Raw genomic sequence first — 26970 nt, 5'->3', positions numbered from 1 at the left:
TCTCGACCGATCGCTTTCTTCTTTTGCGGCGCTGGCGGACAATCGCCGCTGGCCTTGGCGCCCTTAGATAGGTATGGCTGCCTTTGATTTGAATGATTGCGCCTGCCGTTCTATATGCTTTGGGTGTTGAACGCTATGCGACCGCGGTCCCCCAGGGGTTACGCCGGTCCGGCACGGACAGGGATCGGTTGGCGGAAAATATGGGTTTCTTCGACTTCGGCACGATTTTCTTCCTGATTGCGGCGGTTGTGATCTTTTTCCAGCTGCGCAACGTGCTTGGACGTCGCACCGGAAACGAGCGTCCGCCCTTCGATCCCTATTCGGCGAGCCGCACGCGCGAGGCCGATGCGGCGCAAAAGCCTGAAAATGTCGTGTCGCTGCCGCGCAAGCGCGCGCCGGGCGAAACCGCGCCCGAGACCTATGCCGATATCGACGCCTTCGCCAAACCCGACACCGATCTCAACAAGGGCCTGCGCTCCATCAAGGACAATGATGCGGCCTTCGAGCCGAAGGGCTTCGTCGACGGCGCCAAGATGGCTTACGAGATGATCGTCATGGCCTATGCCGATGGCGACCGTAAGACGCTGAAGAATCTGTTGTCGCGCGAAGTCTATGACGGTTTCGTCGCCGCGATCGGCGAACGCGAGGCCAAATCCGAAAAGATCCAGTCTTCCTTCGTCGGCATCGACAAGGCCGACATCGTCGCAGCCGAAATGAAGGGTTCGGAAGCGCATATCACGCTGCGCATCGTCTCCGAGCTGATCTCGGCGACCCGTGACAAGGCCGGCGCCGTCATCGACGGCGACCCGGAAACCGTGGCCGAGGTCAAGGATGTCTGGACCTTCGCCCGCGACACCCGCTCGCGCGACCCGAACTGGAAGCTCGTCGCCACCGAAGAAGAAGATTGAGATCAAGCGGCGGGGCCCCAGTCGTGCCGCTCTCTCCCACTTTCAGCGAAAAATCCTTTACCGACCTTCCGGGCTGGGGCGAGGATGATCATCTTGCGGCCTTCGCCGCGTTCCGCCGCTCGGCCTTCCACGCGCCGATAAAACCTTACCGCACCGGATCGCTCGGCGTCGATTTCAATGCTTTTGCCGAGGCCTATGCCGAGGCGCGCGCCGTTTCGGCGCCGAGCAGATCCGAGGCGCGGTCCTTCTTCGAACGGCATTTCGTTCCCGCTCTGGTCGTACCCGACAATGGCGGCGCCGGCCTCGTCACCGGTTTTTACGAACCCGAGGTCGAGGCCTCGCCGGTCAGGACCGAGCGGTTCACCGTGCCGCTGCTGTCCCGCCCCGCCGACCTGATCGACATCGACGACGGCAACCGGCCGGCCGCCATGGATAGCTATCTGGCCTTCGCCCGCCTGACGGATGCTGCTCCCGTCGAATATTTCGACCGCGGCGAAATCGAGCGCGGTGCGCTCTCCGGCCAGAACCTCGAGATCGCCTGGCTCGCCGAAAAGGTCGATGCCTTCTTCATCCATGTGCAGGGCGCAGCTAGATTGAAGATGACCGACGGCAGGCTCGCCCGCGTCACTTATGCCGCCAAGTCCGGCCAGCGCTTTTCTGGCCCCGGCAAAACCTTGAGCGATCTCGGCGAAATCCCGCTGGAAAAGGTGACGATGCAGTCGATCCGCGCCTGGTTCAAGGCGCATCCCGACCGCGTCGACGAGATCCTGTGGCGGAACCGCTCCTACATCTTCTTCCGCGAAGCCGACGTCGACGATGCCGCGCTTGGGCCCATCGCCGCCGCCAAGGTGCCGCTGACGCCCGGGCGTTCGGTCGCGGTCGACCGCCTGCTGCACACATTCGGCACACCCTTCTATATCGACGCGCCGACGCTCACCGCCTTCGACCAAAAACCGTTCCGGCGGCTGATGATCGCGCAGGACACCGGCTCGGCCATCACCGGCCCGGCCCGCGGCGACCTCTTCGCCGGCTCCAGCGACGCCGCCGGCGAGATCGCCGGCGTGGTCCGCAACGCCGCCGACTTCTACGCGCTGGTGCCCCGCGGCCTGTTCGATGGAGCGCGCCGGTGAGCCGCCGCGACGATCATCTCAGCGACGACGACCGCATCCTGTGGAACCTGGTGGCGCGTTCGGCCCGGCCGCTGAAAGGCAAGACCGCCGTCGAGATCCCCGACATCGTCGAGCCGAAACCGGCGCCGGCCGCCGCTCCGGTCAACGGCGTTCCGGCCGCTGCCGCAAAACCCAAGCCGCAGCATGTCTCGCATGCGCTCGACGACCAGACGCTGCACAAGCTGAAAAAAGGCCGGCTGCCGATCGAAGGCCGCGTCGACCTGCACGGCATGACGCAGGACGAAGCCTATTCGCTGCTGCTCACCTTCCTCAACCGGGCGCATGCCGGCGGCATCCGTTACGTGCTGATCATCACCGGCAAGGGCTCGTCCTCCGGCGGCGACGGCATCCTGCGCCGCGCCGTTCCGGCCTGGCTGTCGACGCCGGCCTTCCGGCATCTTGTGTCCAGCCACGATCACGCCGCCCGCAACCATGGCGGCTCGGGCGCGCTCTATGTGCGGCTGCGGCGGATACGCGCATGAGCGGGCCAACATGACCCCGTTCGGCGAGAAGCTCAGGGCGCTGCGCGCCGAACGCGGCGTCAGCCAGAAGGCGATGGCCGAAGCCATCGGCGTCAGCGCCGCCTATCTGTCGGCGCTCGAGCACGGCCGCCGCGGCGCGCCGACCTGGACGCTGATCCAGAAGATCATCGGCTATTTCAACATCATCTGGGACGACGCCGAGGAACTTGCCCGCCTCGCCGAAAGCTCGCACCCAAGGGTCAGGATCGACACGTCCGGCCTGTCGCCGGCGGCCACCGAGCTGGCCAACCTTTTGGCCGAGAGCATCGAAAGGCTCGATGAAACGGAACTGAGGAAGATCACGGCATTGGTCCGAGCTGCGCTGAGGGGATAGTTTGCCCGCATAAAACGGGATGCCGCTAGCCGAAGCCGCCCGAACTTCGTCATCCATGGGCGCAGCGGGAGCGAAGCGGACGCGGAGACCCGAGGATCCATTCCGTGACCTCGCGCGAAGGGTAAAGGCGGTGCAGAACAGAGGTTTTTCTGCACCGCAGCAACGCTCTTAGGTCACGGAATGGATTCTATGGTCTGCGCTGCGTCGCTTCGCTCCTTGCTCCGCCATAGAATGACGAAGGCGCGAAGCCAAGGCTTCCATGTGCGACGCTGTGGAAAGCCCTCACCTCTAAATCAGAGCTTGCCGGCGCCGTTGGCGCTGCCGCCATTGGTGCTGCCCCGGCCGCCATTGCCTTGATGGCCCTGATGATCACGGCCATTGCCGCCGCCCGGGCAGTTCGCGGAACCGACGCTGCAGCAGCGACCGCTCCACAAATCATTGAAGTTGGTCTTGGCGCAGCTTTTGACAGTCTCGTCCGCCAGAGCCGATCCGGTCAGGGCCGATACCGCGACGGCGGCAAGCAGGGTGTTCCGCAGAAAAGCAGTCATTTGAATTCTCCATGGTTTGGTTTCCGTCCACGGCCGTGTGTCGCCGTCCGGGAGGAAATGGTTCATGGAGCTGTGAGACTTCGTCATCCACGGGCGGAGCGGGAGCGAAGCGACGCGGCGCAGACCATAGAATGGTTTGAGGAGGATAGGGTAGTTTGGCGGCCGGGACCGCGGCGCATCGCTGCGCTCTGGCTTCGCCCTACAATATGACGAAACCGAAGTTGGCGCCTACTGCACCGAGCCGACCAGCACCGCCTGGCCGTCGCGGATCGAGACCCAGCGTCCGGTGTTGTCGATCGCCTGGCGCTTGAGGAAGCGGTAGCCGGTCGCGTCCCAGGCTTTGACCTTGTCGGTCAGGTTGTCGAGCACGTAGTCGCCCTTGTCGGTGCGCACCGTCAGCACCGAATGGCCTTCCCCGTCCTGCTTGCGTACGACGGTGATCAGAAGATCGGCGAGCGACATGCCCATGCGGTAGAGCTGGCGACGCTTTTCCAGCACATAGTCTTCGCAGTCGCCATAGCCGTCGTCCGGATAGGCCCAGACTTCGTCCTTGCCGTAGTGATCGAGATCGCTCAACGGCTTGACGGCGGCGTTGACCTTGGCGCTCACGCTGGTCAGCCGGCGCCACAGACCGTCGGTCATCCTGGCCGGATCGAGATTGGCCGGGCGGATGTTGCATTCGTTCGGATGCGATTTGCAGAAATCATAGTGGCCGATCGGCTGCGAGGTCAGCCCGCCCGTGGCCATCGCGCCCGCCGCCCAGGCAGGCACGGCCCAATGCGCAGAGATCGTCAGCCCTGCGACCGCACACAAACGCAGAATCCGCGTCATCGCTGAGGAAGTCATTGTCCCCGCCGCCCTGTTCTTTATTAACGAAACGTTAAAGGCGATTTACAGTCCGTGTCAATTGGAGACGACGGCCAGTTTGACGGCATGGTTACCTGGACGATCCCGTAGCGGCACTTTCGCAACAGAGGCGTGGGCGCAACACGGCCGGCCGCCGGGCGGCGGCAGGGCTGATCTGGGCTCCGGCGTTCAGCTTTTGGCTGAACGGACCAGCTTCGGCCTCACCGCCACCCGCTGCTGGCGGCCATAGCTGGAGATGAAGTCGGCGATGCGCGGCACGATCTCGGAGCGGAAGCGCGAGCCGTTGAAGACGCCGTAATGGCCGACGGCCGGCTGTATGTAATGGACATGCTTGTCGGCGGGAATGTTGACACACAGATCATGCGCGGCCTGGGTCTGGCCGAGCCCTGAAATGTCGTCGTTCTCGCCCTCGATGGTGAGCAGCGCCACGTTGCGGATCGCCGCGCAGTCGACCGTCTCGCCGCGATGCTTCATCTCGCCTTTCGGCAGAGCATGGCGCACGAACACGGTGTCGACCGTCTGCAGGTAGAATTCCGCCGTCAGGTCCATCACCGCCAGATATTCGTCATAGAAGTCGCGGTGCTTTTCGGCGCTGTCGCCGTCATGCTTCACAAGGTGCATGAAGAAGTCCTTGTGGGCGATGATGTGGCGGTCGAGATTCATGCTCATGAAGCCCGAAAGCTGCAGGAAGCCCGGATAGACCATGCGGCCGAAGCCCGGCACCGGCCAGGGCGCCTGCATCACGACATTGTCGCGGAACCAGTCGATGCCCTTTTCCTTGGCCAGAAGATTGACCGCGGTCGGGTTGCGGCGCGTGTCGACCGGGCCGCCCATCAACGTCATGGTGGCGGGCACGAAGGGATCGCCGCGCTTTTCCATCAGCGCCACCGCCGCCAGCACCGGCACCGAAGGCTGGCACACGGCCATCACATGCGTGTCGGGGCCGAGCGCGTGGAACATCTCGATGACATAGTCGATGTAGTCGTCGAGATCGAAGCTGCCTTGCGCCGCCGGTACCATTCGGGCATCGACCCAGTCGGTGATGTGCACGTCGGCATAGGGTAGCATCGCCTCGACCGTGCCGCGCAGCAGCGTCGCGTAATGGCCAGACATCGGCGCCACGATCAAAAGCTTGGGGTCCGGCTTGCGGCCGGCGGGCAGCGCGCGCTCGAAACGGATCAGGTTGCAGAACGGCTTCGACCAGACCGTCTTTTCCGCGACGGCGACGCTTTTCCAGTCGACCACGGTCTTGTCCAGGCCGAATTGCGGCTTGCCGTAGCGGCGGGTGGTCCGCTCGAAGAGCTCCGCGGTCGCCGCGACCGAGCGGCCGAAGGGGGTGTGGGAAATCGGATTGAGCGGGTTGGAGTAGAAGAGCCGTACCGCGTCGGCATAGAGGCGAGCCGGCTGCAGCGCCGCATGGTTCATTTCATAGAGCTGGTAGAACATCGCGAACCCCGCTGCCGTCCAACGACCAAAAGGACGACGGACAGCGCCGAGCCTTGAATGTCTCCTGGCGAGGCTAACAAGATATTTTTGCGATGCAATACGTCATTTTGTCTGACGAATGCTTCTTTGGTTCAACCTGTTGAAAATCGGGCTTGAGCGGGCGAGCCGGCTCAATGTGCGCTGCGGAAATGTGAAGGATATGTGTCCGGCCCTCATGCCGGACACCGGCCATGATCCCGAACCACTTGGTCCGCATTGGATCATGGTCCGACGGACAATGCATGTCGCCCTAAAGTGTGCAGCGGTTTTGGGGCAACGACATGCATCAAAACAAAGCTCAGACGCGCGCCATGCAGACGGCGGTATGGCCCGAACCGATGAAGCCCAGCTGGCCGGCGGCGCCGCGGGAGAGATCGAGCATGCGTCCCTTCACGAACGGACCGCGATCGTTGATGCGCACGACGACGCTGCGGCCGTTGTTCTTGTTGGTGACCCTGAGCTTGGTGCCGAAGGGCAAGGAGCGATGGGCGGCAGTCAGTGCCGAGGGGTTCATGCGTTCCCCCGAGGCGGTTCTGGAATGCAGCGCATACCAGGAAGCGCGGCCGCACTGCGCGGCGGCGGAGGAGGCGGAAGAGGCGCCGGCCATCAGGCCAGCCGCGATCGTTACCGCGACAAGCGCGGTCTGGTTGATTTTCTTCATGCTTTGGGGGTGGCTCCGTTAGAGGTAGGCCCCGCCGTTATGTGTCGAATGAGGCGGGAAATGCGGCATTGATCTGGCGGTTCCATGGCGATGGCACACGTTTGGAGTCGCCGCGAAACAGTTTGTCATGATATTTCCGGCACCGGGAAGGCGTATTCTCAATGAATATCGGACCGATATCCGGGTCGTTCCGGCCAACATCGGTCGTCAGGATTCAAGTACAGAGGAACGGAACTGCTTCGGTTCCTCCGAGTCTTTTGTTGTGTCCCCATTGCCGTTCAGAATCGACTTCCGGAGAGGGTCAAGCCGATGCGATTGATCAGGTTTGTGCTGGCGCTGATTGTGCTGGGGTTGGGTGCGCTGTGGTCGCTGCAAGGTCTCGGCCTCGTCAAGGGCAGCTTCATGACCGGCCAGACGCAATGGCTCTATATCGGCCTCGTCACCATGCTGGTCGGCGTGGTCGGGCTGCGCTGGGCGAACCGCTCGCGCATCTGACCTTGCCGGCCGCGCGGAGACGGCTGGCGACAAAGGTTAGTCTGCGACCCGATCATTGCGACCAGTACTGCCAGGCCCGGTAGCAGCTCTCGTCGCGCGGCGGCAAGCGGTCGCGTTCGCCGGCAAGCAGCACCCTTGCGCGTTGGCTGAGCGTCTCTTGTGTCGTCCTTCCTGAGGTCTACGCTCCGCTCCCGCGTCGCTCCGCCCAGAATGACGAAGGCGCGCAAGGCGCTGGATGCCGATCGAACGAAAATCCTCCTGCCACGCTATCCGGGCAAATTCATGCTTCAAATGGCGCGGCAATTGGAACTCTGGTTTCGTGCCCGGCTCGGTTAGTATAGTAATCTTATCAACATTGGGAGTGAGAGAACGATGCGCGACCTTCAAAAGCCCGTTCCGGCGATCGTTCGTGGTTTGCGGCCAAGGCCGCTCGCGGCGCTCGCCGCGCGCTGATCGCTCCGTTTCGGCAAGCAGTCATGGTTGGACGCGCCAATTCCATCATCATTGTCGGCGGCGGCGCCAGCGGCGTCGTGCTGGCCGCGCATCTGTTGAAATCGCCCAATCCGGACCTGCGCGTCACGCTGATCGAGAAGCGGCCGCATTTCGGCCAGGGCATGGCCTATTCGACGCTGCTTTCGGCGCATGTGCTCAACGTCAGCGCCTCCGGCATGAGCGGCTATGCCGACGACCCGACGCATTTCGCGCGCTGGGTGCTGGAACACGGCCTCGCCAGGCCGGACCAGGGGCCGTTCTATGCGCCGCGCAGCCTCTATGCCCGCTATCTGCAGGAATTGCTCGACGGCCTCGTGGAGCGCGAGCGCGACACCGGCCGGCTCAGGCTGATCCGCGAGGAGAGCCTGTCGATCGCGCCGACGCCCGCCGGCGTCGAAGTCGCGCTTGCCAACGGCACCAGCGTCGTCGCGCATCTTGCCGTCCTGGCCACCGGTCACGACGAGCAGCCCGGCGCCTTCCAGGGCCACGCCGTCCGGATGGGCACGGAGGCCGACACCACGCTCGATCCGCAAGCCCAGGTGCTGCTGCTCGGCACCGGCCTGAGCATGGTCGACGCGTTTCTCTCGCTGGAACAGCGCGGCCATCGCGGCGCCATCGTCGCGGTGTCGCGGCGCGGGCTGCTGCCGTCGCCGCACCGCAAAGGCAATCCGATCAAGCTCGATATCGCCGACATTCCGCTCGGCACGGAGCTCTCCTATTTCGTCGGCTGGTTCCGCAATCTGATCCGCGAGACCCAGAAGGCCGGCGGCGACTGGCGCGACGTCGTCGATGGCCTGAGGCCGTTCAACCAGACGATCTGGCAGAATTGGCCATCCTCGGCCAAGCGCCGCTTCGTCGAGCACACCAAGGCCTGGTGGGACATCCACCGCCACCGCATGGCGCCGGAAGTCTACGCGCGCGTCACCGAGGCGGTAAGCTCGGGCCGCATCCGCCTCGTCGCCGGAAGGGTCGTGAACGTCGAGGCGAACGGCGGCTTCGCCGTGAAAATCCAGCCGCGCGGCAGGCAGGATGTCGAGACCCTGGACGTCGCCCGCATCTATGATTGCATGGGCATCGCCCGCGACATTTCGAGATCGTCGAACGGCGTCGTGCGCTCGCTGGTCGAGCGCGGCGTGGCGCGGCCCGACCCGCTGCGCCTCGGCCTCGATGTCACCGCCAAATGCGAGCTGATCGCGGCCGACGGCACGGTGTCGTCGAAGCTGCTCGCCGTCGGGCCGCTGACGCGCGGCACCTTCTTCGAGATCGACGCCATTCCCGACATCCGCGTGCAATGCGCGAAGCTGAGCAAGCAATTGCTGGGGTGATTTTTCGTCGAGGTTGGCGCTCCACGGCGCCCCCCTCTGGCCTGCCGGCCATCTCCCCCACAAGTGGGGAGATTGGCTGTCGCCTCGGCTTTCGCCAATCGCCGACATTGCAGAAGAAGACGCTGCGGGCGGAGCTGCTGATCTCCCCCCAAGTGGGGGAGATGTCCGGCAGGACAGAGGGGGGCGCTGTCCCGCCAAGTTCAACAGGAGAGGCGATAGAGCGCACACCCCGTGAAATTCCATTCCCCCACTCGCCGCCGGATTGGCACGATCTATCTTCTTTCCAGACGAAAAGGGCTTGAAAAGACACCTCGCGCGATCCGCGAAACCGGAATGGATTCCGGCGGCTAGAGCATGATCCCAAAAAGTGGGAACCGGTTTTTGGAAAAGATCATGATCCAACAAGGATGCGCGAGATTGCGAACACCCGCATCGAACTGCTTCCATGGAGCATCTGAGATGAGCGAGCAGAGACAACCGGCGCCCGGCGGCGTGGACGCCAATCTCTCGAGATTGCGTCCGCCTTACGCCTCGGTGCTCGACCTGATCGGCCAGACGCCGGTCGTCGAGCTGACCAAATTCGACACCGGCAAGTGCCGGCTGTTCATCAAGCTCGAAAGCCAGAATCCCGGCGGCTCGATCAAGGACCGCATCGCGCTGTCGATGATCGCGGCGGCCGAGAAATCGGGCGCGCTGAAGCGTGGCGGCACGATCGTCGAGGCCACCGCCGGCAACACCGGCCTCGGCCTGGCCCAGGTCGGCATCCCGAAAGGCTACCGCATCATCCTCGTTGTGCCCGACAAGATGTCGCGTGAAAAAATCCAGCATCTGCGCGCGCTCGGCGCCGAGGTGCGTATGACCCGCTCCGACGTCGGCAAGGGCCATCCCGAATATTACCAGGACATGGCCGAGAAGATCGCCGCCGAACTGCCCGGGGCCTTCTATGCCAACCAGTTCGCCAATCCCGCCAATCCGCTGGCGCATGAGACGACGACCGGACCGGAAATCTTTTCGCAGCTCGAAGGCGATGTCGACGCGGTGGTCGTCGGCGTCGGCTCCGGCGGCACGCTGACCGGCCTCGGCCGCTATTTTGCGAAACACTCGCCGAAGACCGAGATGGTGCTCGCCGATCCGGTTGGATCGGTGCTGGCGCCGCTGATCAAGACCGGCAAGATGGAAGAGGCCGGAAGCTGGACGGTCGAAGGCATCGGTGAGGATTTCGTGCCGCCCAATGCCGACCTGTCGCTGGTGAAAAAAGCCTATTCCATTCCCGACAAGCAGAGCATGCTGGCGGTGCGCGATCTGTTGTCGCGTGAAGGCATCCTGGCCGGCTCGTCCTCCGGCACGCTGTTGTCGGCCGCCCTTCGCTACTGCCGCGAGCAGACGGTGCCGAAGCGCGTCGTCACCTTGGTCTGCGACAGCGGCAACAAATACCTGTCGAAAGTCTTCGACGACATCTGGCTGGCCGAGCAGGGCCTTGCCGACCAGGAACAGCATGGCGACTTGCGCGACCTGGTCATGCGCTCGCCGCGCACCGGCGACATTGTGACCGTTGGCCCGGAAGAAACCCTGCTCAACGCCTATGGCCGCATGCGCCGCTCCGACGTCTCGCAGCTGCCGGTGCTGGACGAAGGCAGGCTGGTCGGCATCGTCGACGAGAGCGATATTTTAGCCAAGGTCGACGGCCCCTATGACGGTCGCTGGGACCGCTTCAACGGCCCGGTGCGATCGGCCATGACCTCCAACCTGCACACGCTGCAGGCCAGCCAGACGCTCGACACGCTGCTGCCGGTCTTCGACCGCAACGAGGTTGCCATTGTCTTCGATGGCGAAGAGTTCATCGGCCTGATAACCCGTATCGACCTGATCAACCATCTGAGGCGCCGCGCAAAATGACCTCGACCGGCAAGAACCGCCTGGCCTTTTCCACCCGCGCCATTCATGGCGGCCAGAGCCATGATCCGCTGACCGGCGCGGTGATGGTGCCGATCTACGCCACCTCCACTTACGGCCAGCAGTCGCCCGGGGTGCACAAGGGTTTTGAGTACGCCCGCAGCCAGAACCCGACGCGCTTCGCCTTCGAGCGCGCGGTCGCCGACCTCGAAAGCGGCAGCAAGGCCTTCGCCTTCGCCTCCGGCCTGGCCGCGATCGGCACCGTGCTGGAGCTCCTCGATTCCGGCGCCCATATCGTCGCCACCGACGACATCTATGGCGGCTCGTTCCGCTTGATGGAGCGGGTGCGCAAGCGCTCCGCCGGCCTTGAGGTGAGCTTCGCCGATTTCACCGACCTTGCCGCGGTCGAGGCGGCGATCCGCCCGGACACCAAGCTCCTCTGGGTCGAGACGCCGACCAATCCGCTGCTGCGCATCGTCGATCTCGAAGCGGTGGCGGCGCTGGCGAAGCGCAAGGGGCTGCTCACCATCGCCGACAATACCTTTTGCAGCCCCTATATCCAGCGCCCGCTGGAGCTCGGCATCGACATCGTCGTGCATTCGACGACGAAATATCTCAACGGCCATTCCGACATGGTCGGCGGCGTGGCGGTGGTCGGCGACAACAAGGATCTCGCCGACCAGCTGAAATTCCTGCAGAACGCCATCGGCGCCATCTCCGGCCCGTTCGACAGCTTTCTGGCCCTGCGCGGCATCAAGACCCTGGCGCTCAGGATGGAGCGTCACTCGGCCAACGGCCTGAAAATAGCGCAATGGCTGGAAACGCGAAAAGATGTCCGCCGGGTCATCTATCCCGGCCTCGCCAGCCACCCGCAGCATTCCATCGCCGTCCAGCAGATGCACGCCTTCGGCGGCATGATCTCGGTCGACCTCGACCGCGACCTGGCCGGCACCAAACGCTTCCTCGAACGCACGCAGCTCTTCACGTTGGCCGAAAGCCTGGGCGGCGTCGAAAGCCTGATCGAGCACCCGGCGCTGATGACGCATGGCTCGATCCCGGCGGAAAAGCGCGGCGCGATCGGCATCACGGATTCGCTGGTCCGGCTGTCCTGCGGGATCGAGGACGGCGATGATCTGATCGCGGACCTGGAGCAGGCGCTGGCTGGCTAAACGGCTTCGCCGAGATCCTTCGCGCCCCCGCTGTCCTGCCGACCTGTCCTTCGTCATTCTAGGGCGGAGCAAGGAGCGAAGCGACGAGCGCAGACCCTAGAATCCATGCCGTGACGCCTGAGCGCCGCGACAGTTCAGGACATTCACCAGCCAATTCCGCGAAACAACTCGAACCATTCAGGATTGCTCTTCTCGATCAATTCAACCTTCCATTGGCACGGCCAGCGCTTCAATGATGTCTCACGCTGGATGGCGTCGGTGATGTCGAGATATTCCTCGTACCAGACCAGACGCTGCACACCGTAACGGCTGGTGAAGCTGGAGCCTTGGCCGGTCTTGTGCTCTGGCATGCGACGAGCAAGGTCGTTGGTGACACCGATATAGATCGTGCCGCCCTTCTGGCTCGCGGTCATGTAAACGCAGCCTGTCATGTTGCGATCTTAGCTGGCGCTGTCGGCAACGGCTATTCTGGACGGCAGCAGTCTACGGCCAATGTCACGGCATGGATTCTAGGGTCTGCGCGCGTCGCTTCGCCCCTTGCTCCGCCCTAGAATGACGAATCGCCATTTGCGAAAGCCCTGCCACGAAAGGGGCGCTGTCCCGCCGACATCTCCGTATGTGTGCCATTGCAGACTGCAGCTTACACCTTACAGTGAGCCCACTTTGCGATCTCCGGGAGGCGCTATGCGCGTGGTCGTGTTGGGTGGGGGCGTTGTCGGCGTCACCACCGCCTATCAGCTGCAGAAGGACGGGCACGACGTCGTCATCCTCGAGCGTCAGCCGCAGGTCGCCGCCGAGACCAGCTGGGGCAATGCCGGCATGATCGCGCCGGGGCACTCCTTTGTCTGGTCGTCGCCCAAGGCGCCGATGATCCTGTTGAAATCGCTGGTGCTGAAGGACCAGGCGCTGCGTTTCAGGCTTTCGGCCGATCCCCGGCTCTACTCTTGGTCCTGGCTGTTCCTGATGGAATGCACGGCGGAAAAGGCCAAGCGCAACACGCTGCTCAAGCATCGGCTGGCCGTCTATTCGCAATCGGTCCTGCAAGAGGTCGTCGCCGACGAGGCGATCGAATACGACCGCAACGATCGCGGCATCCTCTATTTCTATCGCAGCCAGCAGGCGCTCGACAAAGGCGTCGAGCATATGCGGCTGCTGGAATCCGACGGCCAGCTGATCAAGGTGCTCGATCGCGACGCCATCGTCGCGATCGATCCGTCGCTGGCTTCGGCCAGGGAAAAAATCGCCGGCGGCATCCATTGCCCGACCGACGAAACCGGCGACCCGGCGAAGTTCACCCGCGCGCTTGCCGCCAAGGTGGTCGAGCGCGGCGGCGAGATCCGCACCGGCACGACCATCACCGGCATCGAGGCATCCGGCGACGGCGTCGCGCAGGTGATGACGGACAAGGGCGCGGTCAAAGGCGACGCCTATGTGCTGGCACTCGGCTCCTACAGCCCGCTGATCGCCAAGACCGTCGGCATCAGCCTGCCGATCTATCCGATCAAGGGCTATTCGCTGACCATTCCGGTCGGCAACCGCCCGGCGCCGCCGACCATCGCCGCCATCGACGAGCACAACCTGGTCGCCGTGTCGCGCTTCGGTGACCGGCTGCGCGTCACCGCCACCGCCGAGTTCGCCGGCTACGACACCAGCCACAAGCCGGCCGATTTCGCCTTCATGAAAGGCGTGACCGCGGAGCTTTATCCCGAAGGCGCCGACTACGACCGCGCCGAGATGTGGGCGGGCTTGCGGCCCATGACGCCCAACAATTTGCCCGAATTCGGCCAGCGGCGCCTGCGCAACCTCTATCTCAACACCGGGCACGGCCATATCGGCTGGACCATGTCGCATGGCTCGGCCCGCATCACCGCCGACCTGATCGCCGGCCGCAAGCCGGCCATTTCGATGGATGGACTTTTGAACTGAGAGCGGGATCGATCCCGCTCCGACAAGAAAGGGAACGCCATGTCCGCCGATCTCGCCGCCGCGCCGCTTGCCGCTTCAGGGCCTGTCGGTCCCATGCCAGTCGATCTGGGTGTGCTGCCATCGGAGATCGACGGCGGCCTCGCCTCACGCGCGGCGATCGGGCTGGCGATCCTCGCCACCGATCAGACGCTGGAGCATGAATTCCGCGCGCTGGTGCGCATTCCGGGCGTCGCCTTCTACGAGGCGCGTCTGTTCAACGACAACGACATCACGCCGGAAACGCTGCGCGCCATGGGCCCGCGCATCGCGCCCACCGTCGACCTCATCCTGCCCAGCATCCCGCTCGACGTCGTCGGCTTCGGCTGCACCTCGGCCACGATGACGCTCGGCGAGGAAGCCGTCTTCGCCGAGATCAGGAAGGCGCGGCCGGGCGTCGCCTGCACCACGCCGGTCACCGGCGCTCTGGCCGCCTTCATGGCATTGGGAGCCAAGGGCATCGGCCTGCTGACGCCCTATGCGCCCGAGATCAACCAGGGCCTCGTCCGCTATTTCACCGGACGCGGCCTCGACATCGCGGCCGTCGCCACCTTCGACCGCCGCGACGACCGCGAGGCGGCCCGCATCTCGCTCGCCTCGATCGAGGCGGCGGCCGAACGCATGGCGCAAGTGCCGGGCGTCGAAGCGATCTTCATCTCCTGCACCAGCCTGCGCGTCGCCGAGGCGGTCGCCGATCTGGAGCGGCGCATCGGCATTCCCGTCACGTCCTCCAATCACGCCATGGCCTGGCACTGCCTGCGGCTTGCCGGCATCGACGACGTCGTGCCGGCCGGCGGCCGGTTGTTTGCGCTGAAAGCCGTTTGAGTGTTGGTTTTCTCGACAGAGGAATTGGTGCAAACGCTGGGCATTAGCTGAAGCCCTCAGCCTCGTCATTCCAGGGCGGAGCAGCCGCGAAGCGGCGTCGCGCAGACCCTGGAATCCATTCCGTGACCTGAGCCGTGGACTGCAGCGGAGCAGAAGTCTGCACCGCAGCGGCGCTCGAAAGTCACGGAATGGATACTCGGTTCGCGCGTCCGCTTCGCTCCCGCTCCGCCCGTGGATGACGATCGCGATGGGCGTTTCGGCCAATCTCCAACGCATGCCGAAGCCGCGACTCTTCGCAAGCTAGGGTTCCTCGCCCCCGCCAAAGGCCGGGGAGAGGTGGCTCGGCGCGTAGCGCCGAGACGGAGAGGGGTTGGCGCTACCCTTCGCGATTCCAGCAGATCGTCCCGCATTAACCGAATCGGAAGGAGATGTTTAACGCTTCCTCTCTATGCCCCCTCGCCGGGAGGCACCACAGAGCGAGCATGATGAACGACGAAAAGCGAAATGAATGGCGCGCCATCTTTTACGTGCAGGCGCGCGTCGCCATCCTGTTTGTGCCGGTCGTGCTCAGTCTGCTCCTCATAGGCATCTTCGCCGGCAACGATCGCAAATCCGTGCCCGACGCCATCGATCAGACCGTGACGGGTTCGGTGCGCTGAAAGCGCACCCTCAAACAAACTTCGGGATCGGCCCATTCTGCGGCGTCGTATCGCCCTCGAGGTCGACAAAAACCTCGTCGACGAAGCACCAGCCCCAGCCTTCCGGCGGGTCGTAGCCTTCGATGATCGGATGCTGCGTGGCATGGAAATGCTTTGTCGCGTGGCGGTTGGGCGAGTCGTCGCAGCAGCCGACATGACCGCAGGTCCGGCAGAGCCTCAGATGCACCCACCAGGAGCCGCTCTTCAGGCATTCCTCGCAGCCCAGCGCGCTCGGCGTGACCTTTTTGATGTCCTTCGTATGTTGGCATTCATCCATCACGCTCTCCTCGCCAATTCGCCGTTCCGCGCCAGATAGGCATGCAATGCCGCGACCACCTGCGCGCCTTCGCCGACGGCGGCGGCGACCCGCTTGGTCGAGCCGCAGCGCACGTCGCCGATGGCGAACACGCCGCTTCGGCTGGTCTCCATCAGCCCGTGCCCGGGTGTCGTCTCCGGTCCGGTGCGCACGAAACCCTTCGCATCCAGCGCCACGTTGCAATTCGCCAGCCAGTCGGTGTTCGGATCGGCGCCGATGAACAGGAAGAGGTGGTGGATGGCGCGCGTCGTCTCTTCGCCGCTCGCCCGGTTGCGCCAGCGCAGCGCTTCGAGATTGCCGTCATGGCCCTCCAGCGCCGCGACCTCGGTCTGCGTCAGCACCTCGATGTTCGGCTGCGCCGCGATGCGCTCGACGAGATAGCGCGACATGGTGGCGTCGAGCCTGTCGCGGCGCGCCAGGACCGTCACCTTGCGCACCTGGCTCGCCAGATAGACGGCCGCCTGTCCCGCCGAATTGCCAGCGCCGACCAGCGCCACTTCCTGGTCTTGGCAAAGCCTGGCCTCGATCGGCGAGGCCCAGTAATGCACCGAAGTGCCCTCGAACTGCGCCAGGTTGGCGATATCGAGGCGGCGGTAGCGCGCGCCGCTGGCGATCACGACGGCGCGCGTGCGCACGCTCTCGCCGTCGCCGATGGCAAGACTGTAGCGGGCGCCGTCGCTGGCGTCGTCGAGCAGCTTCGCCTCGTCGGGGATCACCATCTCGACGCCGAATTTCTGCGCCTGGTTATAGGCGCGCGCCATCAGCGCCATGCCGGTGATCCCGGTCGGGAAGCCGAGATAGTTTTCGATGCGGGCCGAGGCGCCCGCCTGTCCGCCGAAGGCGCGGCAATCGAGCACGATGGTCGACAGCCCTTCCGAGGCGGCATAGACCGCCGCCGCCAGCCCCGCCGGCCCGGCGCCGACGATCGCCACGTCATAGACCTTCTCGGCATCGATCGGCCGCAGCAGGCCGACGCAGCGGGCGAGCTCGGTCTCGCCCGGATTGTGCATCAGCTTGCCGTTGGGGCAGAGCACGATCGGCAGATGATGCGGGTCGACATGGAACCGCTCGATCAGCGTTTTCGCGCAAGGGTCGGGTGTCGGAATCGAGCGCGCGATGGGGAAGCCCGCTGCGCCGCAAAAAGCCCTGCAGCCGCAGCACGTCGCCATTGCCGGGCGGGCCGATGACGACCGGCCCGCTGGCGCCGCTTTCGAGCAGGCCGACGCGGCGCAGGATCAGCGCCCGCATGACGCGCTCGCCGAGATTGGCCTCCTGCACCATCAGGTCGCGCAGCCGCTGCGAGGGGATGACGACCGCCTCGACCGGTCCCTTCGCCTCGGCGTTGACCAGCGACGGCCGGTTCGACAACTGCGCCAGCTCGCCGACGAAGCTGCCGGGGCCGTAGGTGATGATCGGCTCGCGCGGCTCGATCCCGCCGGCCTGGGTGATGTCGACCTTGCCCGACAGGATGAGGATCACCCCGGGCGAAACCGTGCCGGCCGTCACGATATGATCGCCGGCGGCATAGGCGCGCGCGTCGCCGAAGCGGCGCATGCGCTCGATATCCGCATCGGTGAGCACGGGAAACATCTGGTCGCGGCGCGCGGCGATGGTCGGGCTGACAACAGGGGCCATGAGATGGACCGTAGCGCCCGAGGCGGCGGGTTTGAAGCGGTTTGTTGGGGGGCTGGCCGGAAGGGGAGATTGGGCCAACGGCCACATGTCGTCATTCTCGGGCTTGACCCGAGAATCCATGGCGTGACGCGGGTCATATAGTGCAACGGAGCGGAATTCTGTAACCGCTGCAACGCCTCGACGTCACGGTCTGCGCGCGTCGCCTCGCTCCTTGCTCCGCCTCTGGAATGACGAAGTTCGGAAGCTTACGGCTAATCGCGAAGGTTGAGACTTGCACCCCGTTGGCAGTCGGGATGAATGGCGACCCCTTCGCTCTTGGAACTCCGGGATGGCCTGCCATCCGAAGCTCGAAGAGCGAAGGATGGTGCCCAGAAGAGGACTCGAACCTCCACTCCTTGCGGAACACGGACCTGAACCGTGCGCGTCTACCAATTCCGCCATCTGGGCTGGTGGGCGCTGATGTAAGCGGGCAAACGATATGTGTCAACGCGCTTTTTTCGTTGCATGTCGCCCAAAGTGCCCAGCGGTTTTGGGATATCGACATGCAACAAAACAAAAATAGACCGCATTGCCTGGGCCGGCTTGCCTCACCCCTCCAGCACGTCCTTCTTCGCCACGGTGGAATCGGCATTGAGCTTGTAGATGATCGGCACACCGGTGCCGATCTCGAGCTTGACGATCTCCTCGCCTGACTTGCCGTCCAGCGCCATGATCAGCGCGCGCAGCGAATTGCCGTGCGCGGCGACCAGCACTGTCTCGCCGCGCAGCACATGCGGCTGCACTTCGTGCAGGTAATAGGGCCACACACGCGCGCCGGTGTCCTTCAGGCTTTCGCCGCCGGGCGGCGCGATATCGTAGGAACGGCGCCAGATATGCACCTGCTCCTCACCCCACTTCTTGCGTGCGTCGTCCTTGTTGAGGCCGGAGAGATCGCCATAGTCGCGCTCGTTGAGCGCCTGGTCGCGGATCGTCTTCAGGTCGCTCTGGCCGACGATGTCGAGGATGTGCTGGCAGGTCACCTGCGCCCGCTTCAAGGCAGAGGTGTAGGCGATGTCGAATTTCAGGCCGCGCGCCTTGAGCTTCTCGCCTGCGGCAAGCGCCTCGGCTGTGCCCTGCTCGGTCAGCCCGACGTCGCGCCAGCCGGTGAACAGGTTCTTCAGGTTCCATTCGCTCTGGCCGTGGCGCACGAGCACGAGAGTTCCCGACATGTCAGCTCCTATAGAATGTTTGGATAGGGATCAGCTCAGGCCGAGCACGTCCCGCATGGAATAAAGCCCCGGCTTCTTCGCGCGGGCCCAAAGCGCGGCTTTCACCGCGCCGCGGGCGAAGATCGCCCGATCCTCGGCATGGTGGGAAAGCGTGATGCACTCGCCGGTGCCGGCAAGGATCACGCTGTGGTCGCCGACGACCGAGCCGCCGCGCAGCGTGGCAAAGCCGATCGAGCCCGTCTTGCGCACCCCGGTATGGCCGTCGCGCACCCGCACGCTGTTGTCGGAAAGATCGATGCCGCGCCCTTTCGCCGCCGCTTCGCCGAGCAGCAGCGCCGTGCCGGACGGCGCGTCGACCTTGTGCCGGTGGTGCATTTCCAGGATCTCGATGTCGAAATCGTCAGGGTCGAGCGCCTTCGCCGCCTGCTCGACCAGCGCCGTCAGAAGATTGACGCCGAGGCTCATATTGCCGGATTTGACGATCGTGGCATGGCGCGCGGCGGCGGCGATCCTGGCATTGTCGTCGGCCGAGCAGCCGGTGGTGCCGATGACATGGACGATGCGCGCCTGCGCGGCGTAGCCGGCGAATTCGACGCTCGCGCTTGGAGCCGTGAAATCGAGCACGCCATCGGCCTTGGCGAAGGCCGGCAGCGGATCGTCGACGATCGGCACGTTGATGATGCCGATGCCGGCGAGCTCGCCGGCATCCTTGCCGAGATGCGCCGAGTCCGGCCGCTCGATCGCGGCGGCGACGCGCGCGCCGGGCATGGTGTGGATGGCGCGGATCAGCGTCTGGCCCATGCGGCCGGCGGCGCCCACCACAACCAGGCCCATATCGCCGGCTTCGCTCATGCGCTTCTCCTGACGGTCTTCTTGGCGCGGCTGCGCGGCGCCGGAGTTTGGCCCGAAGTCTGGCTTGCCTTGACGTCGTCGACAAGCCCCAGCCCCTTCTTGCCCTGGATCCGGTGGAAACGGGCATAGATGCTGTGCGGGTCGGCCATCAGCGTCGCATGCGTGCCTTCCTCGACCAGCCGCCCCTCTTCCAGCACGATGATGTGGTCGGCATTGACCACGGTCGACAACCGGTGCGCGATCACGATCGTCGTGCGCCCCTCCATGACATGGGTCAGCGCTTCCTGCACGCGCGCCTCCGCCTCGTTGTCGAGCGCCGAGGTCGCCTCGTCGAGCAAGAGGATCGGCGCCTGGCGAACGATCGCGCGCGCGATCGACACGCGCTGGCGCTGGCCGCCGGAAAGGGTCGAGCCGCCTTCGCCGACCGGCGTGTCGTAGCCTTCCGGCTGCTGGCGGATGAACTCGTCGGCCGCCGCTTGTTTCGCCGCCTGCTCGATCTCGGCGTCGGTGGCCGAGAGCCGGCCGTAGCGGATGTTATCGCGGATCGTGCCTTCGAAGAGATAAGGCGCCTGCGCCACATAGGCGATCGATTGGCGCAGCGAATGCTTGGTCACCTTGGCAATATCCTGGCCGTCGACCTCGATCGAGCCCTCGTCGACGTCGTAGAAGCGCTGCAGCAGCGCCACCATCGTCGACTTGCCGGCGCCCGATGCGCCGACGACGGCCGTCACCTTGCCGGCGGCGGCGGTAAAGCTCAAATCCCTGAGCACCGGCATGTCGGCGTTGTAGCCGAATGTCACATGGTTGAAGCGCACCTCGCCGGTAGTGACCTTCGCCTCGACCGCGTCCGGCGCGTCACCCTGCTTCGGCTCGAGGTCGAGCAGTTCGTAGATCATGCGCGCGTTGACCAGGGCACGTTCCATGCCGACCTGTGTCCGGGCCAGGCGTCTTGCCGGGTCATAGGCCAGGATCAGCGCGGTGATGAAGGAAAACACGGCGCCCGGCGGCTGTCCGAGCACCAGCGCCCGATAGCCGGAATAGGCAAGCACGGCGGTAATGGCGAGGCCGCCCAGGATTTCGGAAATCGGCGACAGCCGCTCCGCGACGCGGGCGATCTTGTTGTTACGCTGCTCGGCCGTGTCGGCCATGATGCCGATGCGGCGCGCCAGCTCGTCCTCCAGGGTGAAGGCCTTGACGATGGCGATGCCTTGGGTGGCCTCCTGCACCGATCCGTTCAGCCGCGAGTTGATCAGCACGGATTCCCGGTTGATCTTGCGCAGGCGGCGGGTGATGTAGACGACGGCCCAGATCAACGGCGGCCCGATCAGCAGCGAGCTGAGCGACAGCACCGGATCCTGGTAGATCATCACGCCGAGAAGGGCGACGAGCGAGACCGCGTCGCGGCTGATGGAGGTTAGCGTCAGCGACAGCAGGTCTCGGATGCCGCCGACATTCTCGTTGACCTGTGCCGCCAGCCGGCCGGAACGGGTCTCGTTGAAGAAGTTGACGCCGAGCTTCATCAGATGGTCGAAGCTGCGCTTCTGATAGCGGGCGACCAGATTGTTGCCGATCGTCGCCAGCGCCACTGCCTGGCCATAGCCGGCGAAGCCGCGCAGCAGGGAGGCGCCCATGAAACCGGCGCAGATCCAGACGATCATGTCGCTGCGCCGTTCGTAGAAGATCTGGTTGATCATCGGGGCCATGATCCACGCCGTGAAGGCGGTGGTGCCGGAAACGATCAGCAGGCAGGCGACGGCGACGACATAGGTCCAGCGATATTCCTTGCCGTTTTCGGCCAGGATGCGGCGCAGCACCGCGCTGACCTCGGTGGGCTGGACTTTCAGTTTGAGGGAAGTTTGAACAGTCAAATCAGGGCGCTTCGTGGTTTTCCGCGTGTCGGATGGGCCGCATTTCCGCATCCTCTTAGCGCCCCGGCTACGGCTTGCCTATGGCGAAACTTCGTCGCGCCGGCCGATCGCCAGCCCTAACGCTGGCGCGATCAAGCCCGCCAGTGCCGGCCCGCCGTCTGCACGCCGAACAGCGAAGGCGTCCTGGCATAGGCGGCGAGCCCGAGCAGCGCCGCCAGCGGATGGGTGATCACATAGACCGGCATTTCGCGCATCAGCGCGCTGTGCGGCGCCTTGTCCTCGAAGGCGGCGCGGAAATTGCCGGCTTTCAGCGCCGGCACGATCTTCTGCGCGATGCCGCCGGTCAGGAACACGCCGCCGCGGCCCATGAACACCAGCGCGAGATCCCCCGCGGTGCGGCCGAGGCAGGTGACGAACAGCGCCAGCGCCTCCTCGGCCACCGGATCGGATTTGGCGAGCGCGGCCGCCGTGACCTCGGCCGGCGTCGTGAAAGGCGTCGGCTTGCCGTCCGTCCTGGCGACGGCGCGATAGACGTTGACCAGCCCGCGTCCGCACAGGATCTGCTCGCCGGAGATGCGGCCTTCGAGCTTGTCGATATGCGGGAACACCTCGAAGTCGCGCGGCGTGCGCGGGCCGATATCCATATGCCCGCCCTCGCCCGGCACCGGGATCCAGTGGTTGAGCGCATGGATCAGCCCGGCGACGCCAAGGCCGGTGCCGGGGCCAAGCACGACCCGGCTCGCATTGGGTTCCGGCGTGCCGCCGCCGATCTTTTCCATATGCTCTTCGCCGAGCGCCACCACGGCCAGCGCCTGCGCCTCGAAATCGTTGAGCACGACGACCTCGCTCAGGCCCAGATTGGCGAACATCTGCCGGGGCTTCACCACCCAGGGGCAGTTGGTGAGCGGGATCTCGTCGCCGTCGACCGGCCCGGCGATCGCCAGCACCGCCGAGTTCGGCTGGATGGACGAGCGGTCGAGCACCGCCGCCTGGATCGCCTCGTCGATGGTCTTGAAATTGGCGGTCTGGACGATCTGCGGCTCGGTCGCTTCCGAATTGGCGTCGAGCACGATCGAGAAGCGCGCATTGGTGCCGCCAATATCGCCGATCAGGACCGGAAACCGCAGCCCTGTCTCGTTCTCGCCTGCCATGCTCTTGATCGTCCTCGTTGCGGCGCCGCTGTGCCGTTTCCATCGCCCATTTCAATCGATTGACTAGCGCATGAGCCCGCAAAGGGGAAGCCCGCTTGCGCTTGGAGCAATTCCAAGAAAAGTGTGAGTGGTTAAGCTCGGCGCCTTCGCCGTAACCTTCCGTCCGGAATTGCGTCAAAGCAAAGAGATAGGGCGTTTCGCCGCTTCCGTGAACGGTGAAACGCGCTAGTTCCCCGACACAGGGATTTTGAAAGGTTGCCGTTTGTCTTGGTGCAGGATTTTCCGTTCATGTCCGTGAAATCAGCGCAAACGCCGGGGACTGGTTGAAGCCACCCCAACGTCGTCATTCTATGGTCTTCGCGACGGAGCTTCGCTCCTGCTCCGCCCTAGAATGACGATCGCGAAGGGCGTTTCGGCCAATCTCCAACGCATGCCACCTGCCAACGCAAACAGAGCCGACCGGTCAAAATCCCTGTGCAGTGCCACTAGTTCCCCGGCCGTGGGCGCGGCAACGGGATGCCGATCTTGGGCGTCGGCGCGAAGGCGCTTGCCGCCGACGGAACCGAGGCGTTGCCGCTGGAGATCATCTCCGCCGGCTCGGTCGGCTGCGGCTCGGCCACGGCGACCGCTGCGCCGACGCCATGATAGGTCACCGCCTCCAGCGAAGGCGCGTCCGGCGCATTGACCACGTCCTGGCATTGCTTCGGCAGATTGGCCATCGTCATCACGTCGCGCGCCTTGGGCGCGTCCGGGTTTTTGTTCGGCCGCCACGGCTCCTCGGTGAACCACCAGGCCAGCGGCTTGCCGCAGCCATCGTCCTCCAGCGTCGTCTCCTGCGCCTTGCAGAAAGGCGAGCCCGGCTGGCAGCCGATGCGCATGTGGAAATGATAGTCATGGCCCCAGAATGGCCGGATCTTGCGCAGCCAGGAGCGGTCGCCGGTGACGGTGTCGCAGAGCTTCTTCTTGATGCCGGGATTGACCAGGATGCGCTCGACCTCCGGATAGCTCGCCGCGCGCTTCAAAAGCCGCGTATGCGCCGGCGTCCACAGCGCGTCCTTCACCAGATGCGTCTTGTCGTCGACCATCAGCGTCGCGCTCATCGATTCGCGCTGCGCCATGGTCAGCGGCCGCCTTGGCATCGGCGTCAGCCATATGTCGGCGTCGAGACCGATCTGGTGCGAGGCATGGCCGGTCATCATCGGTCCGCCGCGCGGTCGCGAGACGTCGCCGACCAAAAGCCCCGGCCAGCCATCGGCTACCGCGTCGCGCGAAAGCTTCTCGATCAGCGCGATCATCGCCGGATGGCCCCAGCGGCGGTTGCGCGACGGGCGCATCACTTCCCAGGTCGGCCCGTCCATCGGCAGCGCCACGCCGCCGGTGAAGCAGCCCTTGGAGTAGAAGCCGAAGGATTGCGCGGGTGCCACGGCCGGCAGTTTCCGGGCGCCGAACAGGTCCTTCGCGCGGGGTTCGGCTGAAATGGCGGCAGCCGCCAGCGCGGCCAGCGTCACCAGCGCCAGCGCCGCGGTCAGGAACGGCTTGCGGTCAGGCAGCGATCGCAAATTCATCAGGCTGGGTCCCTCTCCAGTCTATCGATTTGCCACCCGGTCAGGCGAACCCGATCAGGAACGAATCGTACCACGTCGCGCGTCCCGCATCGATCATGCGGCTCTGAATCAAAGAACGATGATGTCGTCCGAAAACCCGTTTCACACTTTCGGCATCCTCACAATCAGGATGACGTTCGTCGAATCGTCATCCTGATCTAACTCTTGTTGGAGCATGATCTTTTGCGAAAACCGGTTCCCACTTTTCGGGATCATGCTCTGATCGGGCTGCGCGGCGCTCCGTCCCGCCAGTTGCCCTCGGCCCACATCCGCTCCAGCGCCACCCGATAGTTCGGAAACCGGAAGCGATAGCCAGCCGCCTTGATCGCCTGATTCGCGACGCGCTTGTTCTCGCCATAGAAAGACCGCGCCATGGGCGAAAGTTGGGCGGTCTCGAAGGGGATTTCCGGCGGCGGCGTGACGCCCATCAGCCTGGCGGCATAGGCGACGACATCCTGCGGCGGCGCCGGCTCGTCATCGGTGACGTTGAAGATGCCGCCGAGATTGTTTTCAGCCAGAAGCCAAAGCGCGCCGGCGATGTCGTCGCAATGGATGCGGTTGAACACCTGGTCCGGCTTGACCAGCCGCCGCGCCGTGCCGTCCTCGAGATTCGCCAGCGCGTTGCGGCCCGGTCCGTAGATGCCGGAAAGCCGCAGGATCGCCACCGGTTTGCCGATCTCCCGGCCAAGCGTCAGCCATTTCTGTTCGGCCGCCACCCGCATCACCGAGCGCCTCGACACCGGCCGGCAAGCGCTGGTCTCGTCGACCCAGGCGCCGCCATGGTCGCCATAGACGCCGACGGTCGAGAGATAGCCGATCCATTCGAGCGCCGGCATCTTTGCTCGGATCGTCTCGCCGGTGGCGTTGAGCACCGGGTCGCCGGCGTCGTCGGGGCCGACCGAGACGATGAGATGCGTGGTCTGTGCAAGCGCATCGCTGAGCTCGGGCGACAGCGCGCCGTCGAAGCGCAGCGGCTCGATGCCGGCCGACCGCAGCGCCTCGAACTTTTCCGGCGCCCGGGTCGTACCAAGGACCGGCGCGCGGTGCGCGTTGGCCAGCGCGAAAGCCTTGGCCGAATAGCCGGCGCCGAAGATGAAGAAGCGTCTTTCGCTCATCGATGAACCCCCTTCAATCGGCCTTCGCTGGATTCGCCGGCGCCGCCAGCCATTCCTCGCGCACCGTCGCATCCGTTTCGGTCTTCGATGCGGTGGCGGCGAGGTCGCCAAATTCGCGATCGGACAGCAATCGCGACAGGGCCCAGATTGCCGCACCCCGCACCAGCGGCGAGGCGTCGTCGAGCAGGCGGCGAACAATGGGCGTTAGCGATGCATCACCCGAATTGCCGGCGGCGGTCAGCACGTTGCGGATGAAACGGTCGCGGCCGATGCGCTTGATGGGCGAGCCCGAGAAGAATGACCGGAAGCCCGCGTCGTCGAGAAGCAACAGTTCCGACAGCTTCGGCTCGCGCAGATCGGCGCGCGCGGCAAGCTTGGCCTCCGAAGCGGCGCTGGCGAATTTGTTCCATGGACAGGCGGCCAGGCAGTCGTCGCAGCCATAGATGCGGTTGCCGATCTTGTCGCGGAATTCACGCGGGATCGGCCCCTTGTTCTCGATGGTCAGGTAGGAGATGCAGCGCCGCGCATCGAGCCGGTAAGGCGCCGGGAACGCGTCGGTCGGGCAGGCGTCGAGGCAGGCGCGGCAGGAGCCGCAATGGTCGATCTCGGCCTGGTCCGGTTCAAGCTCTGCGGTGGTGAAGATGGTGCCGAGGAACAGCCACGAGCCATGCGCGCGGCTGACCAGATTGGTGTGCTTGCCCTGCCAGCCGAGCCCGGCGGCTTCCGCCAGCGGTTTTTCCATGACAGGCGCGGTATCGACGAACACTTTTACGTCGCCGCCGGCGCGCGCGACGATCTTGCCGGCGATCTCCTTCAGCCGGCCCTTCATCACGTCGTGATAGTCCCGGTTTTGCGCATAGACCGAGATCGCGCCGCGGTCGGTCTTCGCGAGGAGATCGCGCGGATCGCGGTCCGGACCGTAATTCATCGCCAGCACGATGATCGAGCGGACCTCCGGCCACAGCGTCGAGGGTTCGGCCCGCCGCTGAACCGTCTCGGCGATCCACTCCATGGAGCCGTGGAAACCGTCGGATACGAATTCGGCGAGTCTCGCCGGCGCCAGCGGGATCGCGTCCGGCCGGGTCACGGCGACTGCCTCGAAGCCGGCGCGGCGCGCCTCGGCGTCGATCAGCGCGCGCAGGTTCTCAGAAATCGAGGTCCGCATAATGCGACACCGGCGACAGGCCGCGCACCCGGTCGGAAAGCAGCGGCCGGAACGACGGCCGCGATTTCACCCGCGTGTACCATTCGCGCGCGGCGGCATGCTCGCGCCAGTCGATCTCGCCGAGATAATCGAGCACCGAAAGCGTCGCCGCCGCCGCGAGGTCGGCATAGGTCACCTTGTTGCCGGCCAGCCAATGGCGCGTGCCGGCCAGCCAGTTGGTGTATTTCATGTGCTGGCGGATGTTGGCGCGCGCGGCGCGGATCGCCGCCGAGTCCGGCGAGCCGCCGCCGGCGGTCTCCGGCATGACCGGCTTCAGCACCCGCTCGCGCACCAGATGCCGCGTCACTTCGCTTTCGGCCTTGCTCAGATACCAATCGGTCAGCCGGCGGATCTCGGCGCGCTGCATCGGGTCCTCGGCGAACAGCCGCTTGTCGCGCTTCAGTACCCCTCGCGTCTCGTCGAGATATTCGGCTATCACCATGGCGCCGACGATCGGCACGTCGCCTTCGGCAAGCAGGATCGGCAGCGTGCCGGCCGGGTTCAGCGCCAAAAACTCCTTGCGCCGCGTCCACGGCTTTTCCTCGATCAGCGCCAGTTCCTCGCCATACTCGCCGAAGGCGAGGCGCGCGAAGCGGCAGGTGGCGAACATGGGATGATGGAAAAGCGTCAGCATGGTTCCGCGATGAAAAGGCGCACTGGCAATT

Annotated in this window: 25 protein-coding genes, 1 tRNA gene and 1 pseudogene; 11 read left to right on the top strand and 16 right to left on the bottom strand. The window is 64.9% G+C overall.

The features are described from left to right. Positions 1–200 precede the first annotated feature (200 nt). From FJ414_RS19480 to FJ414_RS19465, 4 genes are read left to right on the top strand one after another with little or no spacing between them, the layout of a single operon-like run. Positions 201–908 (top strand): Tim44/TimA family putative adaptor protein, encoded by a 708-nt coding sequence (locus FJ414_RS19480; protein WP_140645971.1) that lies wholly within the window; start codon positions 201–203, stop codon positions 906–908. 23 nt (positions 909–931) lie between these two features. Next, positions 932–2038, top strand: a complete 1107-nt coding sequence (locus FJ414_RS19475; protein WP_140645970.1) for a murein transglycosylase A — start codon at positions 932–934, stop codon at positions 2036–2038. After that, positions 2035–2559, top strand: a complete 525-nt coding sequence (locus FJ414_RS19470) for a Smr/MutS family protein (protein ID WP_140645969.1) — start codon at positions 2035–2037, stop codon at positions 2557–2559. Before FJ414_RS19475 ends, FJ414_RS19470 begins: the two co-directional genes overlap by 4 nt. A gap of 10 nt (positions 2560–2569) precedes the next feature. Beyond that, entirely contained in the window at positions 2570–2932 is a 363-nt protein-coding gene (locus FJ414_RS19465; protein WP_140645968.1) for a helix-turn-helix transcriptional regulator, read from the top strand. A 293-nt stretch (positions 2933–3225) separates the two neighbouring features. Here the strand turns inward: FJ414_RS19465 and FJ414_RS19460 are convergent, their stop codons facing one another. The 4 genes from FJ414_RS19460 to FJ414_RS19445 form a co-directional block, all read right to left on the bottom strand. Continuing rightward, positions 3226–3480, bottom strand: a complete 255-nt coding sequence (locus tag FJ414_RS19460; RefSeq protein ID WP_140645967.1) for a hypothetical protein — start codon at positions 3478–3480, stop codon at positions 3226–3228. A gap of 228 nt (positions 3481–3708) precedes the next feature. Next, positions 3709–4326: a transglutaminase-like cysteine peptidase gene (locus FJ414_RS19455; protein WP_140645966.1), complete on the bottom strand. Its 618-nt coding sequence runs from the start codon at positions 4324–4326 to the stop codon at positions 3709–3711. Positions 4327–4515: 189 nt separating this feature from the next. Next, on the bottom strand, positions 4516–5793 hold the full coding sequence (locus tag FJ414_RS19450; RefSeq protein ID WP_140645965.1) for a polyhydroxyalkanoate depolymerase: 1278 nt from the start codon (positions 5791–5793) through the stop codon (positions 4516–4518). A gap of 337 nt (positions 5794–6130) precedes the next feature. Next, positions 6131–6493 (bottom strand): septal ring lytic transglycosylase RlpA family protein, encoded by a 363-nt coding sequence (locus FJ414_RS19445; RefSeq protein ID WP_140645964.1) that lies wholly within the window; start codon positions 6491–6493, stop codon positions 6131–6133. Between the two features lie 309 nt (positions 6494–6802). Here FJ414_RS19445 and FJ414_RS19440 point away from each other — a divergent pair, with 309 nt between their 5' ends. The 4 genes from FJ414_RS19440 to FJ414_RS19420 all read left to right on the top strand — a co-directional run bounded on the left by FJ414_RS19440 (position 6803) and on the right by FJ414_RS19420 (position 11867). Next, positions 6803–6988, top strand: a complete 186-nt coding sequence (locus FJ414_RS19440; protein WP_140645963.1) for a hypothetical protein — start codon at positions 6803–6805, stop codon at positions 6986–6988. A 476-nt stretch (positions 6989–7464) separates the two neighbouring features. Next, positions 7465–8805 (top strand): FAD/NAD(P)-binding protein, encoded by a 1341-nt coding sequence (locus FJ414_RS19435; RefSeq protein WP_140645962.1) that lies wholly within the window; start codon positions 7465–7467, stop codon positions 8803–8805. 459 nt (positions 8806–9264) lie between these two features. Next, positions 9265–10701 carry a pyridoxal-phosphate dependent enzyme gene (locus FJ414_RS19425; RefSeq protein WP_140645961.1) on the top strand — a complete coding sequence of 479 codons (1437 nt, stop codon included), beginning with the start codon at positions 9265–9267 and terminating at the stop codon, positions 10699–10701. After that, positions 10698–11867: a cystathionine gamma-synthase gene (locus FJ414_RS19420; protein ID WP_140645960.1), complete on the top strand. Its 1170-nt coding sequence runs from the start codon at positions 10698–10700 to the stop codon at positions 11865–11867. The genes FJ414_RS19425 and FJ414_RS19420 overlap by 4 nt, the downstream gene beginning before the upstream one ends. 143 nt (positions 11868–12010) lie before the next feature. On the opposite strand, the gene FJ414_RS19415 is transcribed toward FJ414_RS19420, so the two are convergent. Beyond that, positions 12011–12298 carry a GIY-YIG nuclease family protein gene (locus tag FJ414_RS19415; RefSeq protein WP_140645959.1) on the bottom strand — a complete coding sequence of 96 codons (288 nt, stop codon included), beginning with the start codon at positions 12296–12298 and terminating at the stop codon, positions 12011–12013. A 253-nt stretch (positions 12299–12551) separates the two neighbouring features. On the opposite strand from FJ414_RS19415, the gene FJ414_RS19410 reads away from it, so the two are divergent. From FJ414_RS19410 to FJ414_RS19400, 3 genes are all read left to right on the top strand, one after another. Then, positions 12552–13793: a D-amino acid dehydrogenase gene (locus FJ414_RS19410; protein ID WP_140645958.1), complete on the top strand. Its 1242-nt coding sequence runs from the start codon at positions 12552–12554 to the stop codon at positions 13791–13793. A gap of 39 nt (positions 13794–13832) precedes the next feature. Further along, positions 13833–14654, top strand: coding sequence for an aspartate/glutamate racemase family protein (locus FJ414_RS19405; protein WP_140645957.1), 822 nt, complete (start codon positions 13833–13835; stop codon positions 14652–14654). A 485-nt stretch (positions 14655–15139) separates the two neighbouring features. Beyond that, positions 15140–15313, top strand: coding sequence for a hypothetical protein (locus FJ414_RS19400; protein ID WP_181181658.1), 174 nt, complete (start codon positions 15140–15142; stop codon positions 15311–15313). Between the two features lie 10 nt (positions 15314–15323). Here the strand turns inward: FJ414_RS19400 and FJ414_RS19395 are convergent, their stop codons facing one another. From FJ414_RS19395 to FJ414_RS19345, 11 genes and pseudogenes are all read right to left on the bottom strand, one after another. After that, entirely contained in the window at positions 15324–15629 is a 306-nt protein-coding gene (locus tag FJ414_RS19395; RefSeq protein WP_140645955.1) for a UBP-type zinc finger domain-containing protein, read from the bottom strand. Beyond that, positions 15629–17303: pseudogene (locus FJ414_RS19390) on the bottom strand (FAD-dependent oxidoreductase). The gene FJ414_RS19395 and the pseudogene FJ414_RS19390 overlap by 1 nt, the downstream one beginning before the upstream one ends. A gap of 362 nt (positions 17304–17665) precedes the next feature. Next, a tRNA-Leu gene (locus FJ414_RS19385) sits at positions 17666–17750 on the bottom strand. Between the two features lie 140 nt (positions 17751–17890). Then, positions 17891–18511, bottom strand: coding sequence for a 2,3-bisphosphoglycerate-dependent phosphoglycerate mutase (locus tag FJ414_RS19380; protein WP_140645954.1), 621 nt, complete (start codon positions 18509–18511; stop codon positions 17891–17893). Between the two features lie 30 nt (positions 18512–18541). After that, complete coding sequence (gene dapB, locus FJ414_RS19375; protein ID WP_140645953.1) at positions 18542–19363, bottom strand: 4-hydroxy-tetrahydrodipicolinate reductase; 822 nt, start codon at positions 19361–19363, stop codon at positions 18542–18544. Next, on the bottom strand, positions 19360–21282 hold the full coding sequence (locus tag FJ414_RS19370; RefSeq protein WP_246672445.1) for an ABC transporter ATP-binding protein: 1923 nt from the start codon (positions 21280–21282) through the stop codon (positions 19360–19362). Before FJ414_RS19370 ends, dapB begins: the two co-directional genes overlap by 4 nt. Before the next feature lie 80 nt (positions 21283–21362). Beyond that, positions 21363–22382: a glucokinase gene (locus FJ414_RS19365; RefSeq protein ID WP_140645951.1), complete on the bottom strand. Its 1020-nt coding sequence runs from the start codon at positions 22380–22382 to the stop codon at positions 21363–21365. Between the two features lie 485 nt (positions 22383–22867). Then, complete coding sequence (gene mepA / locus FJ414_RS19360) at positions 22868–23947, bottom strand: penicillin-insensitive murein endopeptidase (protein WP_140645950.1); 1080 nt, start codon at positions 23945–23947, stop codon at positions 22868–22870. Between the two features lie 251 nt (positions 23948–24198). After that, positions 24199–25101, bottom strand: a complete 903-nt coding sequence (locus FJ414_RS19355) for an SDR family oxidoreductase (protein ID WP_140645949.1) — start codon at positions 25099–25101, stop codon at positions 24199–24201. Positions 25102–25114: 13 nt separating this feature from the next. Further along, on the bottom strand, positions 25115–26266 hold the full coding sequence (gene queG / locus FJ414_RS19350) for a tRNA epoxyqueuosine(34) reductase QueG (protein ID WP_140645948.1): 1152 nt from the start codon (positions 26264–26266) through the stop codon (positions 25115–25117). Next, a complete protein-coding gene (locus FJ414_RS19345; protein ID WP_140645947.1) occupies positions 26247–26939 on the bottom strand; it encodes a glutathione S-transferase family protein in 693 nt (230 codons plus the stop codon). Before FJ414_RS19345 ends, queG begins: the two co-directional genes overlap by 20 nt. Between the last annotated feature and the right edge of the window lie 31 nt (positions 26940–26970).

Origin of the sequence: Mesorhizobium sp. B3-1-6, assembly GCF_006439555.1 — a bacterium.
Lineage (GTDB): Bacteria > Pseudomonadota > Alphaproteobacteria > Rhizobiales > Rhizobiaceae > Mesorhizobium.
This window is presented reverse-complemented; position numbering and strand designations above follow the sequence as displayed.